Annotated in this window: 13 protein-coding genes, 1 rRNA gene and 2 pseudogenes; 12 read left to right on the top strand and 4 right to left on the bottom strand. The window is 35.9% G+C overall.

What is annotated here, in order from left to right; genetic code table 11:
* The first annotated feature begins 88 nt into the window (after positions 1-88).
* The 7 genes and pseudogenes from CO726_RS20210 (at position 89) to CO726_RS20180 (ending at position 6,589) form a co-directional block, all read left to right on the top strand.
* A complete protein-coding gene (locus CO726_RS20210) occupies positions 89-799 on the top strand; it encodes a C39 family peptidase (protein ID WP_099685531.1) in 711 nt (236 codons plus the stop codon).
* Between the two features lie 131 nt (positions 800-930).
* Positions 931-2,106, top strand: coding sequence for an amidohydrolase (locus tag CO726_RS20205; protein WP_099685476.1), 1,176 nt, complete (start codon positions 931-933; stop codon positions 2,104-2,106).
* Position 2,107: 1 nt separating this feature from the next.
* A complete protein-coding gene (locus CO726_RS20200) occupies positions 2,108-2,305 on the top strand; it encodes a DUF3311 domain-containing protein (protein WP_099685475.1) in 198 nt (65 codons plus the stop codon).
* Positions 2,302-2,790: pseudogene (locus tag CO726_RS20195) on the top strand (sodium:solute symporter family protein); the annotation flags it as partial. The gene CO726_RS20200 and the pseudogene CO726_RS20195, both read left to right, overlap by 4 nt.
* Positions 2,791-2,838: 48 nt before the next feature.
* Positions 2,839-4,317: a spore germination protein GerLA gene (gene gerLA, locus CO726_RS20190; RefSeq protein WP_136699781.1), complete on the top strand. Its 1,479-nt coding sequence runs from the start codon at positions 2,839-2,841 to the stop codon at positions 4,315-4,317.
* Positions 4,318-5,439 carry an endospore germination permease gene (locus CO726_RS20185; RefSeq protein ID WP_099685474.1) on the top strand — a complete coding sequence of 374 codons (1,122 nt, stop codon included), beginning with the start codon at positions 4,318-4,320 and terminating at the stop codon, positions 5,437-5,439. It begins immediately after the preceding gene.
* Positions 5,423-6,589, top strand: coding sequence for a Ger(x)C family spore germination protein (locus CO726_RS20180; RefSeq protein ID WP_136699779.1), 1,167 nt, complete (start codon positions 5,423-5,425; stop codon positions 6,587-6,589). The genes CO726_RS20185 and CO726_RS20180 overlap by 17 nt, the downstream gene beginning before the upstream one ends.
* A gap of 202 nt (positions 6,590-6,791) precedes the next feature.
* On the opposite strand, the gene CO726_RS20170 is transcribed toward CO726_RS20180, so the two are convergent.
* From CO726_RS20170 to CO726_RS20160, 3 genes are read right to left on the bottom strand one after another with little or no spacing between them, the layout of a single operon-like run.
* Entirely contained in the window at positions 6,792-8,192 is a 1,401-nt protein-coding gene (locus CO726_RS20170) for a nucleoside recognition domain-containing protein (RefSeq protein WP_099685471.1), read from the bottom strand.
* Positions 8,170-8,892 carry a FeoB small GTPase domain-containing protein gene (locus tag CO726_RS20165; protein WP_099685470.1) on the bottom strand — a complete coding sequence of 241 codons (723 nt, stop codon included), beginning with the start codon at positions 8,890-8,892 and terminating at the stop codon, positions 8,170-8,172. The genes CO726_RS20170 and CO726_RS20165 overlap by 23 nt, the downstream gene beginning before the upstream one ends.
* The gene (locus tag CO726_RS20160; protein ID WP_000252989.1) at positions 8,889-9,146 is read right to left on the bottom strand and encodes a FeoA family protein; all 258 of its coding nucleotides are present in this window, start codon (positions 9,144-9,146) and stop codon (positions 8,889-8,891) included. The genes CO726_RS20165 and CO726_RS20160 overlap by 4 nt, the downstream gene beginning before the upstream one ends.
* Before the next feature lie 512 nt (positions 9,147-9,658).
* Here CO726_RS20160 and CO726_RS20155 point away from each other — a divergent pair.
* The 4 genes and pseudogenes from CO726_RS20155 to CO726_RS20140 all read left to right on the top strand — a co-directional run bounded on the left by CO726_RS20155 (position 9,659) and on the right by CO726_RS20140 (position 13,098).
* Entirely contained in the window at positions 9,659-10,558 is a 900-nt protein-coding gene (locus CO726_RS20155) for a phosphate ABC transporter substrate-binding protein PstS (protein ID WP_000245119.1), read from the top strand.
* Positions 10,559-10,628: 70 nt separating this feature from the next.
* The gene (gene pstC / locus CO726_RS20150; protein WP_136699777.1) at positions 10,629-11,519 is read left to right on the top strand and encodes a phosphate ABC transporter permease subunit PstC; all 891 of its coding nucleotides are present in this window, start codon (positions 10,629-10,631) and stop codon (positions 11,517-11,519) included.
* A gap of 2 nt (positions 11,520-11,521) precedes the next feature.
* On the top strand, positions 11,522-12,442 hold the full coding sequence (gene pstA, locus CO726_RS20145; protein WP_099685468.1) for a phosphate ABC transporter permease PstA: 921 nt from the start codon (positions 11,522-11,524) through the stop codon (positions 12,440-12,442).
* Between the two features lie 150 nt (positions 12,443-12,592).
* A pseudogene (locus tag CO726_RS20140) lies at positions 12,593-13,098 on the top strand (P-loop nucleotide/nucleoside kinase family protein).
* Between the two features lie 42 nt (positions 13,099-13,140).
* Here CO726_RS20140 and CO726_RS20135 read toward each other — a convergent pair.
* Positions 13,141-16,185 carry an efflux RND transporter permease subunit gene (locus tag CO726_RS20135; RefSeq protein WP_099685467.1) on the bottom strand — a complete coding sequence of 1,015 codons (3,045 nt, stop codon included), beginning with the start codon at positions 16,183-16,185 and terminating at the stop codon, positions 13,141-13,143.
* A gap of 782 nt (positions 16,186-16,967) precedes the next feature.
* On the opposite strand from CO726_RS20135, the gene CO726_RS20130 reads away from it, so the two are divergent.
* Positions 16,968-17,070, top strand: a 16S ribosomal RNA gene (locus CO726_RS20130); the annotation flags it as partial.

Raw genomic sequence — 17,070 nt, 5'->3', positions numbered from 1 at the left:
CAGAATCTTTCTAGCCAACTAGTAAGAAGAAAGGTACAATGATAGGAGGTATGTCTGTAAAATAATAATTAATGGAGTTTTGTTTAAAATGAAAAAGTTAAAATATCTTTTTGTTTTTGGAATTATATTTGCTGCCGCGTTTTTTATAGGGAAAGATAAAATTATACAAAAGGCGCAAGTGCTACGCTTAGATTTTCTATCTGAAATGAAAGAAGCGGCTATGATTGAAAATGTTCCGTTTATAAAGCAGTTACCAGAATTACCTCGTGGATGTGAAGTGACAAGTTTAGCTATGTTGCTACAATATAAAGGTGTGCAAGTAGATAAGATGCAACTTGCTAGTGAAATTCATCGTGTTCCATTTGAAGAAAATGGTTTGCGTGGAAATCCTTATGAGGGATTCGTCGGAAATATTTATACGAAAGCTGAGCCAGGATATGGTGTATACAATAAACCAATCTTTAATTTAGCAGAAAAATATGTTCCTGAAAAAGTAATTAATTTAACAGATAGAGACGTGAAAGATCTATATAAGGTAATTAGTTCTGGTTCTCCAGTATGGGTTATTATTAATACAACGTTTAAGCCGCTAGCTGAAAGTAGTTTTGAAACATGGAATACAAGCTCTGGTGAAGTGAAAATTACATATTTTGAGCATAGTGCAGTAGTGGTTGGATATGATCAAAACTTTGTATATGTAAACGATCCTCTAAAGAATAATCCGCGTTTCGCTGTTCCACGAGCGGAATTTGAGAAAGCTTGGGAGCAAATGGGGAAACAAGCTATTACTATATTATAAAAAGAAAAAGTCATCTAAAAGATGACTTTTTCTTTTTATAATATAAACACTGAAAATTCTTAGAATTCTTTTAGGAATTAATGATTCACGTTATAATAACATTTAACTTGGTGAAGAAGGGGAGAAGAGAAATGGATGTTGCAAAAGAACTTGTTTTGTCAAAGGATCAGTTGGTTGAGTGGAGAAGGCATTTTCATAAGTATCCAGAGTTATCTTTTCAAGAAGAGAAAACATCGCAGTTTGTGTTCAATATACTTCGAAAAATTCCATGTTTAGAAGTATCAAGACCTACTAAATATAGTGTAATGGCAAGGTTGATTGGAAAGCAGCCCGGTAAAATAGTTGCGGTTCGATCTGACATGGATGCTCTTCCTATTCATGAAGACAATGAGTTTGACTTTATTTCTACATATCCGGGTGTGATGCATGCATGTGGTCATGATGGGCATATAGCGATATTACTTGGAGTCGTACATAGATTAGTAGAAGAAAGAGAGAAGATTAAAGGGGAAATTCGTTTTCTATTCCAACATGCTGAAGAAAACTTTCCAGGTGGTGCAGAGGAAATGGTCGCAGCAGGTGTAATGGAAGGCGTGGATTATATTATTGGTGCTCACCTTTGGGCGTCGTTAGAGGTTGGGAAAGTTGGTGTAATTTATGGTCCTGCAATGGCTGCACCAGATGTTTTTAAAATTACGATAGAAGGAAAAGGTGGACATGCTGGAATCCCTCATGAAACGGTTGATAGTATTGCCATCGGCACACAAGTTGTTGCGCAAATTCAGCAAATTGTATCTCGCCTTACGAACCCGTTAGATTCCCTTGTAGTATCTGTTACGCAATTTCACGCTGGGACAACCCATAATGTGATTCCAGAACAAGCGGAGATTGAAGGAACAGTGCGGAGTTTAAGACATGAGTTACGAGAAGTAACAGAGAAAAGGATTGAGCGGATTGTGAAGCATGTGACGGGTGCTTACGGAGCGGGGTATACATTTTCTTATGAATATGGATATCGTCCAGTAGTAAATGATTATGAAGTTACAGAGATTATTGAGCAAACAGCATTACAGCTTTATGGAAGGGAACGAGTTACTCGTTTACAGCCGACGATGGCTGGGGAAGATTTTTCAGCGTTTTTACAAAAGGCGCCAGGGACATTCTTTTTTATCGGAGCGGGAAATAAAGAGAAAGGAATTATATATCCTCACCATCACCCTCGTTTTACGATTGATGAAGATGCATTACCGATTGGCGTGCAAGTCTTTGTATCATCCATTATGAATTTTATAAGTAAAGGAGAATGAGATGAAGAAAATACACGTACTAGCGCTTATTCCAGTTTTTTGCTTAGTTGTTGGGCCAATATTTGCGAATTCAGTTACTCCTTACATATTAGGGATGCCATTTTTATTATTTTGGATATTATTATCAGTGCTCATTACGTCTCTTTGTATGGGGCTTGTGTACGTATTTGATCCTGCGAATAAGGGGGATGTAAAATGACCGCATTACTTATCATTATTTTATTTTTGTTTCTCGCACTATTTTTAGGAATTCGGGCACAACATGGAAAAGATATGAATTTAGAACAATGGTCAGTTGGTGGAAGAGGATTCGGCACTATTTTTGTTTTTCTCCTTATGGCAGGTGAAATTTATACGACATTCACATTTTTAGGAGGAAGTGGATGGGCGTATAGTAAAGGCGCACCTACCTTTTATATTTTAGGGTATGACGCGTTAGCTTATCTTTTATCCTATTTTTTATTGCCGCCAATTTGGAAGTATGCGAAAGAGCATAATCTTGTTTCGCAATCGGATTTTTTTGTGAAGAAATATAAGAGTCAGACACTTGGTATTATCGTTTCTATTATTGGAGTTATTTCGATTATCCCGTACCTTGTTTTACAGTTAAAAGGATATAGTAGAAAAGTAATCCGTGTGCTAGAGCTATCTTTGAAAAGAGATAGCTCTTTTTTGTATATATTTTCTTCTATTAGCGGAATCTAACTAAAAACTTGTTGAAAAGGAAGTTAGGTGGGGGACTTGTTAGAGTTAAAAGGTAACTTATTTGAAGTTATGAAAGAAATTAGGGATGAGTTAGGTTCGCCTAATGATTTAACAATTAGGGAAGTTACCCTTGCGGGTAGTTTTACACGCTGTGCTGTTATTTTTTTATGTGGGTTAACAGATAAGGATAATGTTTATAAATATGTAGTTCGTACACTTCAATATGAAGAAGTGCAACAAGAAGCGGCTGTTGTTCAAACGTTATTGGATCGTTTTATTTCTATTGCAGAAGTTGGTAAGAAGACAACGTTTCCGGATATTATAAATGCGATTTTAGCGGGAGATACAGTTATATTAATCGATAATATTCAAACCGCTATCGTAATTAATAGTAGAGCTTGGGAGAAAAGAAGTTTAGAACCGCCGGTAACAGAAGCTTTAATACGTGGACCGAGGGTTGGATTAAATGAAGATATTAACGTGAATAAAATGTTAATTCGTCGTAGTTTACGTGATCCAAAGCTGAGATTTCAATCTTATATTATGGGGAAGAGATCCCAAAAAGAAGTGACGTTAGTATATATAGAAGATATTATTAATCCTCACATTGTAAAAGAGCTAGATCGGCGTCTTCAATCAATAGTGACAGATGTCATTTTTGAGACAGGTACGATTGAGCAATTAATTCAAGATAATAATTTATCGCCGTTTCCGCAGTTTTTGAATACGGAAAGGCCTGATAATATCGTAGCCTCATTAGCGAAAGGAAAGGCAGCTATTTTGGTGGATGGATCACCGTTTGCTCTTATAGCTCCACTAGTATTTGTCGATATTTTTCAATCGGTAGAAGATCATTATGAGCGTTGGATAATTGGGACGTTGTTAAGAATTTTGCGAATGGTTGCCGGCATAATTGCAGTTTTAATGCCGGCGATGTATGTAGCGCTTGTCTCATATCATCAAGGGCTTATTCCTTCAAAGCTGGCTTATTCAATCGCTGGGGCAAGAGAGGGTGTTCCGTTTCCTGCATATATTGAAACATTAATGATGGCATTAACGATGGAGCTAATACGAGAAGCTGGAATTAGGTTGCCTAAACCGATGGGACAAACAATTGGGATTGTAGGTGGTCTTGTAATTGGAGAAGCAGCGGTGAACGCAGGGATTGTAAATCCGTTTTTAGTTATCATTATTGCGGTTACAGCTATTGCTACATTTTCTCTACCTGTATATAGCATTACGATTACGTTTCGGATTTTACTTTTCATCTTTGTATTAGCAGCAACTGCTTTTGGATTGTATGGAATTATTTTAGCGCTTATTGCACTTGCAGTTCATATTACGAATTTGAAGAGTGTTGGTGTCCCATATACAACGCCTATTGCTCCAGCTTTTTATAAGGATTGGAAAGAAGAGTTTATTCGTTTGCCAAAATCAATGCTGAAAGAGAGACCAGAATATTTACAAACGAAAGATTCTACAATACGTCCAAAGGAGAGAGAATAATTGAAACCCTTTGAGTATGGCGATGAAGAAATTGGATCTCGGGAGCTGGGTTTTGCGGTATCGTCAACGATTATTGGTATAGGTGCACTATCTATGCCACGAGATATCGCTATGCAAACCTTATTTTCAGATGGTTGGATTATTTTACTTGTTGGCGGATTGATATGTGCGTTTTTAGGTTGGTTTGTGACGCGAGTGGCTATTTTATTCCCAAAACAAAATTTTGTTCAATATACGAGTGAGCACTTGACGAAGCCTGTTGCATACACAATTAGTATCATTTTAGTGTTAACATTCGTTGCTTTGACGGCATATGAGGCCCGGAAAATTGCAATTATTTCACAAACTTATTTGTTTAGTGATACACCAATACAGTTGTTATCCTTCTTTTTTTTGTTAGTTGTTGTTTATGGAATTGCTGGATCTAGGGCTGCTTTATTAAGGCTAAATGTTTTATTCTTGCCTATCGTTTTAATTGCGATCGTGCTTCTTTCTTTATTGAATATAAATTTAATGGAAATAAATAATTTACTACCAGCTTTTCAAACGAAAGTGAGTCAATATGCTGTTGGAGTTAAGAATTCTATTTTTACGTTTATTGGATTTGAAGTAGCTATGTTTTACGCCGTGATGTTAAATGACACAGCCAAAAAGGCACCAATGGCAGTTGCGAAAGCGGTGATGGTGAACGTGTTGTCATACATTTTAATTTATGTAACTTGTATTAGTGTCTTTACGTATATGACAACCCGGGGATTAACATATCCAACAATTGAATTAGGGAAGGAGATTGAAATTGGTGGGGGATTTTTAGAAAGATTCGATGCGATCTTTTTTACGACTTGGATTATTACGATTTATAACACGACAGCAATGTATTATGACGTTGCATCTTTATTGTTTTGTGCCATGTTTCCGAAAGTTAAGAAACATATTTTTATTTTCGTAAGTGCTCCTATGATTTTTGTATTGAATATGCTCCCTGGTAATTTAAATACTTTATCAAATTACGGAACGTATTTAGCTTGGGTAGACATGGGCTTTGTCGTGTTAGCACCTTTGTTAGTTTTTATTGTATATAAAATAAAAAGAAGGAATGGTAGGAATGAAACACCTTCTTAAAATTATAATGATCGTGGTTTTAGCTGGATCGATAAGTGGGTGCTCTGAGTTAGAAGAAATAGAAGAAAGAGGATTTGTAGTCGGTGCAGCCTATGATATTGTGAAAAAAAAGAAATCGAATCCAATTATGAAAGGGACGTATCAGATGGTACTTCCCAGTAAGCTAGCGCAGCAAGGTGGACCAAGTGGTGGAGATAGCCAAAATTATATTAATGTTAGTGCGAAAGCAGATAGTGTCTTTGAGCAAATACGAATTATCGCCAAAAAAATTAGTCGTTCATTATTCTTTCCACATATACAAGTGATAATTTTTTCTAAAGATTTATTAGCTAATCCATATGTTTTACAAAATACGTTAGATGTATATATTCGTGATCATGAGATGAGAAGAAATATTCGTTTGTTCGTTTCTAAGGAAGATGCAGAAGCTATTTTGAAGCAGAGTGCGAAGCCTGAAAATTTACCGGCGCAGTATATTGATATGTTAGCTGAACATCCTCCGAAAAATGCTCAAATGATTGAGGCTGCAAGAATTGGTGAGGTACAGCAAAAAATGATTGCTAACCGAAGTTTCGTATTACCTATTCTCGAACTAACAAAACAAGGTGTGCAAATGAACGGGGCAGCGTTGTTTCGCGGGAAGGATAATAAGTGTGTAGGCAGTTTGAATGGAGAAGAAACATTTGGAATGAATTATGTAATAGGTAAGAAAATTGGTGGATTCTTTACAATCCGTAAGAAAGACCAGCATATTACATATGAAATTCATAAGATGCGCCGAAAGATTAAAGTATCTACAGAAAATTTCACAAAACCGAAGTTTGATATTCATTTATCTTTTGAAGGCACTTTAGCTGAGTTACACTTTAGTGATCATAAACAAATTATGAATGAAAGTCGATTAAAGAAAACAATTGCGGAGGAAATGGAGAAGCGTATTCAAAAATCGATTAAGCTCGTTCAAAAAAAATATAAGGTAGATGTATTAGAGTTAGGAGAAGTGTATAAGCGGCATAATTATAAAGAATGGAAGAAGATAGATAAGAATTGGGATCAAGGTGAAAATTACTTTAGTAATGCTGAGGTTACTGTTCATGTTCATCCGACAATTGAGCATTCAGGTTCAGCCTTACCGAAAAGAGTGAAATAAGGTGATGTAAGTTGTTTACTGACCTAGGAATTAGTTGCACGATATTAATGGCGGTTCTTCCGGGAGCTATATACTTCCTTCATAAAAAAATTTCAACGTATGGAGCGCAGCCGTGGAAAGAAAAAAAGAAACCTGAATGATTTTCAGGTTTCTTTCGCGCAAAGCAAATGTGAAGGGGGATACCTTCTATGTATGCTTTGCTCTATACAAGCCCTAACCAATGTACCAATTGTGTAGAGAGGAATGTAACAACAATGGCGATAACGGTAGGGATTGCAAACGATAAGAATGTCCATTTTGCACTTTTTGTTTCTTTATATATGTTAACCAGTGTTGTTCCGCATGGGAAATGAAGAAGTGAGAACAACATTGTGTTTAACGCTGTTAACCAAGTCCAACCATTTTCTAAGAATAGATTTTTAATTTGATTGAAATCATCTATTTCAGTTAAAGCTCCTGTTGATAAATAAGACATTAATAAAATCGGGATAACAATTTCATTAGCTGGTAGTCCAAGAATGAACGCAGCTAGAATAAAACCGTCAAGTCCTAACATTTTAGCAAATGGATCTAGGAAGTTTACAAAATACATAAGTAGGCTTGTGTCGCCGATAAAAATATTAGCTAGTAACCAAGTTAATGCAGCCGCAGGAGCTGCTACAACTATAGCTCGTTTTAAAACATAAATAGATTTATCGAGTGTTGCACGTACAATTGTATTCCAAACTTTTGGCTTACGGTACGGCGGTAACTCAAGAGTGTAGTGGGTTGGTATACCTTTTAAAGCTGTTTTTGATAGTACCCAAGAAACAGTTAATGTCATAATAACACCAATTACAACCATACCAACTACGACACCCGCGGTAACGAATGTTTTCATACTACCTGTATAACCAGCAGCCATAAATAATGAAGCCATTAAAATTAACATAGGCCAGCGACCGTTACAAGGAACGAAGTTGTTTGTTAAGATTGCAAGCATACGTTCACGTGGTGATTCGATAATACGTGTTGACATAATAGCGGCTGCATTACAACCAAAGCCCATTGCCATTGTTAAAGATTGTTTGCCATGTGCACCAGATCGTTTGAATAAGCGATCCATATTAAACGCGACACGTGGTAAGTATCCGTAGTTTTCTAATAGCGCGAACATAGGGAAAAAGATGGCCATAGGTGGTAACATAACGCTAATAACAGCACCGATACCACGGAATAAGCCAAGTATTAAAATACCATGTAACCATTCAGGTGCATGTGCTGCCTGGAACCAAGATGTTAAATATCCTTCGGCCCATCCGAAGAACTCAGCAATCATATCAGACGGTACGTTAGCACCTGCAATTGTAAGATAAAAAATGATAGATAAAATACCGAGCATGATTGGGAATCCCCAGATTGGAGATGTGAAAATTTTATCTAGTTTTTCAGAACGATACAATTTATCAGTATTTGTATATTGAACAGATTCTTTACATATGCTTGCAGAGGTTCGGTAAATATCTCCGACAATATCATCCCGTATATCTTCTTTTGATAGTGTTTGCGCATGTTGAATAATATAGTCCAATGGAAGAGCTTTACTGGCTGAGTGAGATTCCATTTATTACGACCTCCCTTACAAGTGGTTCATTATGATGTTTTTGGAGTGTAGTTAAGAAGTTTTTATCTCCATCTAATATGCGTAACGCGATCCAACGTGCTGGATACGTATCACCGAACACTTTATAAATTTGTGGTTCTAATTCCTGAATCATATTTTCAATTTTTTCGCTGTAAGAAATTTTAATTGGTGTTGGAATTAATTTTTTATTTGCTACTTTGGCAATGACATTTAGTAAATGACCGATGCCTACTCGGTTACGAGCAGAAATCTTAACTACAGGTACACCGAGTGATTTTGCTAATTTCTTTTCATCAATAACGATGCCTTTTTTCTCAGCTTCATCAATTAAGTTAATACAAATGACTACGTTGCTCGTCATTTCCATCACTTGGAGTGCTAAATTTAAATTTCTCTCCATAGCAGTTGCATCTATAACAACTACAGTTACTTCTGGTTTTTCAAATATAATATAATCCCTTGCTACTTCTTCATCCGCAGAATTTGAATATAGTGAGTAAGTTCCAGGTAAATCTATTAATGTATATTTACTACCGTTATGTTCATATTCCCCTTCAGCTTTTAAAACAGTTTTTCCCGTCCAGTTTCCAGTATGTTGTTTTAAGCCTGTTAAAGTATTAAATAATGTGCTTTTCCCGGTATTCGGGTTACCAGCTAAAGCAATGCGATGTTTGCTCATCTGAAATCATCTCCTATTAATACCCCGAAAATAAGGGAACTTTCTTCCTTGCGTAGTGCAATAGTTGTGTTGCTTACTTGATAAGCGACCGGATCTCCAAGTGGACTGCGTTGTAATACTTTAATCGTTGCGCCAGGGATAAATCCTAAATCTAATAAACGTCGTTTCATAGTTCCTTCTAATTGTATCTTCTCAATTTGTACAAACTCTCCTGTCTTAAATTCGGAAAGTGGTTTTGTATTAGCCGATACCATAAAAGTTACCTCATCTCTATATTGTTAGTTTAAGTTTAAAAAGTTTCCTTAGGTAAACTTTTTGTTAGTAATATAGTAGACTACATTGGATGATGCTGTCAATTGGTACTTTAAAAATATTCATTTATTTTTAGAATTGTTCCAATTTATTTAGTTGTACTAAAAAATATTACTGAAATTCTGTTTAATGTGCATAAATTAGGTGTGTAAAAGTAACGAAATATAGCGGAATTGTAAATGTAACTTTAACTAAAAGGGAAAAAGAGTGAAAAACATTTACATTGAATTTACATTGTTAAGAATAAATTTACATTTCAACTTAATTAGTGTGGATTTTGTTGGGTTCTTTAACTATAAATGTTGGGATTCCTAGTTTTTAAGGATTATTATCGTCATTTACTTAAAATTAAAAATTGCTTAACACTCACATAATATTATTGTCCTACAATGAATTTGTGTTCGAAAGAAGTAGACAAATGTGAAAAGTGATAATCCAAATGGGGGTACAAGACATGGTTATGAAAAAGGGTATTAAATTTTCTTTAGCAGCTTTAGTGGTAGCAGGTTCATTAGTGGGATGTGGAAAAGCAGAAGAGACATCAGGTAAAGATGCTAAAGGAAGCGATAATGCAAAACAAGAATTGTCAGGTACGATAGCAGCTGCAGGCTCTACAGCACTTCAACCTCTTGCAGAGGAAGCTGGAAAGAAATTTATGGAGAAAAATTCAAACGTTTCTATTCAAGTGCAAGGTGGCGGTAGTGGAACTGGAATTAACCAAGTAGCTTCTGGTGCAGTCCAAATTGGTAACTCAGATGTTCCATCTGCAGATAAAATAAAAGATGCTGATAAGGCGAAAGAATTAGTAGATAACAAGGTAGCGGGTATTGCATTCGCACTTGTCGTAAATAAAGATGTAAAAGTTGATAATTTAACAGTACAACAAGTACAAGATATCTTCACTGGAAAAGTAACAAACTGGAAAGAAGTAGGCGGGAAAGATGAAAAAATTAACGTAATTAATCGTCCAGCTTCTTCTGGTACACGTGCTACATTTGAAAAAACAATTATGAAAGACGCGAAAATCAATGATGGAACTGGTACTACACAAGATTCTAACGGCGCAGTAGAGCAAGCGATTAACTCTACTCCAGGTTCAGTAAGTTATTTGGCAATGTCTTACATGGTTGGCGAGAAAAAAGGTGCGCTGCAAACAGTGAAAATTGATGGTGCTGAACCAAAAGTTGAAAACATTGCGTCTGGTAAATATCCATTCTGGTCTTACGAGTATATGGTAACGAAAGGTGAGGCAAAAGAAGCAACGAAAGCCTACATTGACTATGTAAAAGGTAAAGATTTTGAAAAGCAAGTAGAAGATATGGGTTATATTCCAATGTCTAAATTAAATAAGTAATAAAATTTATGGGGCTGGCTGCAAGGCCAGTCCTGTTCATTTCAATTTATGAAGTGGGGTCTGTCCTGTGATGAAGGGGAAAAAACAAATTAATTACGTAAAAAGTGAATATATAGGAAGAACACTTGTTACGTTTTGTGGTATTTTTATTGTTTTAGTTACATTAGCTATTATTGCGTTTATTTGCGGTAAAGGGATTCAATCTTTTACGCAAAGCGGTATCTCGTTTACTGAGATGTTAACATCGACAAAATGGAGTCCAAATGCTGATGAGGGAACTTTCGGGGCTGTAATTTTTATTGTAGGTTCAACGGTGGTTTCGTTAGGTGCGGTTATTATTAGTGCACCAATTGCTATAGCTCTTGCTATATTCATGAATTTAATTTCACCGAAGTTTGGAAATAAAGTATTGAAGCCTGTTTTAGAATTACTAGTTGGTATTCCTTCGGTAGTATACGGATTATTAGGGGTTACGATTTTAGTGCCGCTATTACGTGATTCGTTTGGGGGAGTGGGCTTTAGTTTAATTGCGGGTATTGTTGTATTAAGCATTATGATTTTACCTACTATTGCTAGTATCGCTTCTGATGCAATACGCTCTGTGCCATTTGATTATTTAGAAGCTTCTTATGGTTTAGGATCAACGAAATGGCAAGCGATTAGCCGAGTGATTGTTCCTGCTGCGAAAAAAGGGATTTTAACAGGTGTTGTTTTAGGTTTAGCGCGTGCTTTTGGTGAAGCATTAGCGGTTCAAATGGTAATTGGGAACACGATTAAATTACCAGAAGGAATATATAGTCCGACAGCAACGTTAACAGGTATTTTGACAATGGACATGACAAATACATTAAACGGAACTGCTTGGAACAATGCGCTATGGACTTTAGCGATGATTTTACTTGTTATTTCATTCCTGTTTATTTTAGTGATTCGAGCAATTGGGCAAAGAGGTGAGCGATAATAATGAATGCAAGAACGGTAAATAAAGTTTGGACAGGTATCTTTTATGCGATTGCAGCTTTAGTTGTAGCTTTGCTAGTGTTCTTAGTATTTGAGATTTTACAAAAGGGATGGGGTTTTTGGGATCCTAATTTCTTGTTTGGAGAACCAAGCAATACAAGAGCTGGTGGTGGGATTGGTCCGCAGTTATTCAATTCCTTCTATATGCTTGTTATAACGCTTATTATATCTATTCCTCTTGGATTAGGCGCTGGAATATATTTAGCAGAGTATGCAAAGCAAGGACGTTTTTTAAACTTTGTTCGTTTATGTATCGAGACAATGGCATCTTTACCTTCTATTGTTGTTGGTTTATTCGGTTTGTTAGTGTTCGTTACAATGACAGGATGGGGATACACAGTAATGGGTGGTGCCCTTGCTTTAACTATTTTAAACTTGCCAGGTTTAACGCGTGTTTGTGAAAATGCGATTTCAGAAGTTCCTTCTAATGTAAAAGAGGCGAGTCTTGGATTAGGTGCAACAAAGTGGCAAACGATCACTCGTATTATTATCCCGTCGTCATTACCACAAATTATTACAGGTGTTATTTTAGCGGCAGGTCGTATATTTGGTGAAGCGGCGGCATTAATTTACACAGCGGGTTTAACATCTCCGATTTTAAATTCAGCAGCGGACTTTTCAAGTCCTGCTCATCCTTTAAATCCATTTAGACCAGCTGAAACGTTAGCGGTTCACATTTGGAAGTTAAATTCTGAAGGGATTATCCCGGATGCGAAGTTAATTGCGACAAAATCTGCAGCTGTATTAATTATTATGGTATTACTATTCAATGTTATTTCACGCTTGGTAGCATCTATATTGCACAAACGTTTTACAGGAACGAAAAGAAAAAGTAAAACGACGAAGAAGGTAAAAGCGGCATAAGCTGTAAAGGGGAACTCTCTACTTATAAGTAGGGGTTCTTTTTGTATCTTAATATAGAAGGAATGGATGTAATGATTGTTGAATTTGTAATTGATTATGTAGATGAATAGGTGCAAAGGGAGGAGTGTAGGAATTTTTTTTTTTTTACAAATGTCAGGTTTTCCTGGGGCAGGAAAATCGACGATTTCTAAGTATATAGCGAAGTTAACAGGTGCTGTAATTGTAGATCATGATGTTTTGAAATCTGCATTGTGGCAATCATTAGAAATGAAAGGGATTGAATCGACGATTGTTGGAGGAGTATCATACGATGTTGAATGGGTATTGATTCTTATTTAGAACAAGGGCATAGTGTGATATTGGATAGTCCATGTCTATATGAAGGGATGGTTGAAAAAGGAATGAAGCTGTCTAATAAACATGGTGTAAAATATAAATATATTGAATGTTATCTTAATGATATGGAAGAAATCAATAATAGGCTACAAACACGTAAACGTATGGTTAGTCAGATTGGAAGAGTGGATTCGGAAGTAGCTTTTAAAAAGTGGTTAGATGGTAGTAAAAGACCTTTAAATAGTGAATATCTTATTGTGGATTCTAGTGAACCTCTAGAGCGGTATGTGGAAAAAATGATGGATTATATGAGTAGGTAGAGAAAAAGCGTTATCTTCATTCATGAAGATAACGCTTTTCTTTTAAATATCAGGTGTTTCTGTAGAAGTGTTTATTTTTCTACGAGAGCGTCTTTTCCGCCCGATTTTATCCAATAATTCATACATAACAGGAACGACTACTAATGTAAGAACAGTTGAGACTGCTAAACCGCCGATGACAACGACTGCCAAACTTTTTGATACCATACTTCCTGCTTGTGATTGACCAAATAGGAGTGGTAGCATAGCGACGATTGTTGTTATAGCTGTCATAATAATTGGGCGTAATCTAGTGGATCCTGCTTCTAGTAAGGCTTCTCTTGTTTCCATGCCGTGTTCCCGATTTTGTTGCACTCTTTCTATTAATACGATAGCGTTTGTAACGACAATCCCGATTAACATTAATGCGCCGATCAAGGAATTTACATCAACTGGTGTTCCTGAAATGATTAATCCTAAAATACCGCCGACAGCAGCTAATGGCAAGGAGAACAAGATTGCAAAAGGAGCACGCGCCTGCCCGAAGGTAATAACCATAATTAAATATACAATCCCGATTGCAATTCCCATAATTTTGAATAGGTCCGTGAAGTTCTCTTGCATAGATTCAGTGGCGCCTGCGATATTTACTTTTGCTCCGCTAGGTAAATCTAAGTCGGTTATCGCTTTGTTTACTTCTGCGCTTACTTTACTTAAATCTTCATTTGAAGCTTCTGCCGTAATTTGAATCGTTTCTTTTCCATCTTTATGGAAGACTTCTGTTTGAAGTTGCTTTTCTGAAATAGTTGCAATGTCTTTTAAAGGAATTGGTCCATTAATAGGTGATAATATGTTTGTATTTAAAATGTCTTCTTGTTTAGAGATGCTTTCCTTTTTGTGTTCTATCATAATATTTGTTTTTTCATTATTAATTGTAATTTCGCCAATAGGTGATTTTTTCATAAGGAATGCTACTTGTTGCGCAGCTATTTCTGGTGTTAAACCTAGTTGTTCGGCTTTTGTTTGATCAATATGAATTTGCCATTCTTTCTTAGAGTCTTCTAAATTCGTTTTTACTTTAGAAAGAGCATCCATGCTTTTTAGTTTTGTTTCGACGATAGTAGCTGCTTCTTTTAAATTCGTTTCGTTAGTGGCTGTTACGTTAAATTGCAAATTGTTGCCGCCGCCAGAGCTTGAATAACTCGTTTTTATATAATCAAGTTCAGCGGGCTCAAAAGTCTTATGTTCTTTTTTTAACTCTTTAATATACTGATCAATATCAGAGCCTTTCTTGAAGACTACAAATATACTGGCAAGATTATTTTTTGTCGTTTGCCCCCATTGTGCATCTTCTGCGCTAGATCCCATTCGTAAAATAACATCCGTTACATCCGAATTAGAAAGTAGCTTCTTTTCGAAATCAAAGGCTTTTTGTTTTTGTGTTTCAGGAGCGTAATCAGCAGGGAAAGTCATGTTAATAGATAACATTGTGTCGTCTTCAGATTTTATATTCGCTTTCGGTAGTAATACATAGGCAGCAATCGATCCTGCGAATAATAAAAAAGAAGTAAGTAGAATAATAAATTTATGCGAAAGAGCCCACTTTAATGTAGCGACATATCGTGGTGAAGAACTTGGCTTTTTGTGTTTTGTTTTTTTGAGTAGTAAAAAAGCCATAAGTGGAACAACTGTTAGTGCGACGATTAAGGATGATAGTATAGAATATACAACTGCTAATACCATAGGTAACATTAATTTTCCGATCACTCCTGATACGAGGCCGATAGGTAAAAAAACAGCGACTGTTGTTAAAGTAGAAGAAGTAATTGCGACGGCGACCTCTTTCGTTGCATCGAGAATAATATCTTTAGAGAAAGATTCTTTTTGTAAACGACGGAAAATATTCTCAATGACAACGATGCTATCATCGACGAGACGTCCCACTGCAACAGCTAAACCACCAAGCGTTAGGGTGTTAAGCGTGATATTAGATTGGTGTAGTAAAAAGAGTGTTAATAAAATAGATAATGGAATACTGACAACGGCGATGAGTGTCGTTCGGAAGTTACGCAAAAAGATTAAGATAATTAGAGTTGCAGCAATTGCTCCAAGGATTACTTCTTTTCCCATACTAGTAACAGCATTTTCAACTTGCTCATGAGTTGAGGCTAAAAGTTTAATAGAAAACTGATCTTTATATTGTGTACTTATATCTTTGATTTTTTTATCAACTTCTTTTCCGATTGCAACTGCATTTTTACTTGGCTCTTTCATGATGATTAATCCAGTGCCTTCTTCTCCATTTATATGTGAGATTGTATCGTAGTGTTGTTTAAGTTCAATTTGAGCAACATCTTGTAATTTTACTTGAGGTGCAACGGTGATGTTTTTAATGGCATCTACATTTTTTATATCCCCAATGACGCGAAGATTATATTCTTCTTTCTTAACGGTAATGGATCCAGCTGGAGTGGAAGTTTCTTTTCCTTGTAAAACCTTTAATATTTGCTCTGTTGTTACGTTTTTATCTTTTAATTTGTTTGGGTCTAGTATGATGGATAATTCGGAAGTTGATTTCCCGAAAAACATAACGTTGGCGACACCATCAATACTTTCAAGTTGTGGTACGATTTCTTTTTCGATTTGTTTTTCATCTGCTTTTGAAAATCCGTTTTGCTTCTGAATCGCAATTTGGGCGAGTGGAATCATAGAAGTATTTAATTGGCTAACTACGGGTTTCGTTGCATCTTTAGGTAATTTAATTGTATTAATGGCTTTTTCGACTTCGCGTGCTGCGTCTTTCATATTTGCTTTGGATGTATACGCAATATCGATACGTGATAACCCCTCATGCGTAGAAGAAGTGATGTTGTCGATGTGCTCTAAATTGCGAAATTGTTTTTCGAGGGGATCAGTTACTTCTTTCGTCATTGCTTCAGCGTCGAGTCCTGGAGATAGGGTTGTGACAGTGACTGCTGGATTATCGATGCTTGGTAAAAACTCCATAGGTAATTTAGAGCCGGAATAAACACCAAGTATGGAAATGAGAAAAACCATGATGATAACAGCTGCTCGGTTTTTTAATGAAAACTTTGTTAACCTATCCATAAAATAATTCCTCCATTGGTTTATTTATAGTTGAGTACGTCCTCTCTTACTATATAACAAAAATTGGATATTTTTCATTAATTAAATGCAAAAAAATTCTAACAATAATCTTAAGTTAATGTTTTTGTTGGGATTTTGTTATTCATCCCGCTATTCGCAGGGCGATAAGACTCTCACCTGAAATTTCGGTTGGAGTCGGGATACCTGTAAACACCTGATTCGTTCAACTAATAATTTGTGTGGAGGAACAAAATAAAAAATCAGCATGTTCGCTTTATTTAGGAAGTGAAGATATTGATTAGAGAGAGAAGTTGCGTATATATTTTCTTTTTTTAGTGTGGATTGATTTGTTTTTTTATATTGTTAGTTTATAGAGAAGTAAATGATTACGTGCTTTAGTATAGAAGAGAATGAAAAGCTAGGAAGGGATTATGAAATGCAGTTTGGTCAATTAGAGTGTATTGGTATACAATTTAAATAGCTGTTTTCCGTAGAGGAGGATGAGGTGTATCTATATAGAAGAAAGTAGGGTGGATATTTTTTTTTGTTTTTTTATAAAAAACACTTGTTATTTAAAATTCATGATGGTATATTAATAAACGTCGCTGATGCGGAAACGCAGAAAACGACAAAAAAGAAATTTTAAAACTTAGTTGACATCAAAAAATGAAGATGTTAATATGATGAAGTCGCTTCTGAGCGGCGGACAAGTTCTTTGAAAACTGAACGAAACAAACAACGTGAAACGTCAATTTTTATTTTAGATGCTAGACAAACTAACTTTATTGGAGAGTTTGATCCTGGCTCAGGATGAACGCTGGCGGCGTGCCTAATACATGCAAGTCGAGCGAATGGATTAAGAGCTTGCTCTTATGAAGTTAGCGG

Origin of the sequence: Bacillus fungorum (genome assembly GCF_002746455.1) — a bacterium.
Taxonomy (GTDB): Bacteria; Bacillota; Bacilli; order Bacillales; family Bacillaceae_G; genus Bacillus_A; species Bacillus_A fungorum.
The sequence above is the reverse complement of the archived record's forward strand: the minus strand, read 5'-3'. Positions and strand labels throughout refer to the sequence as shown.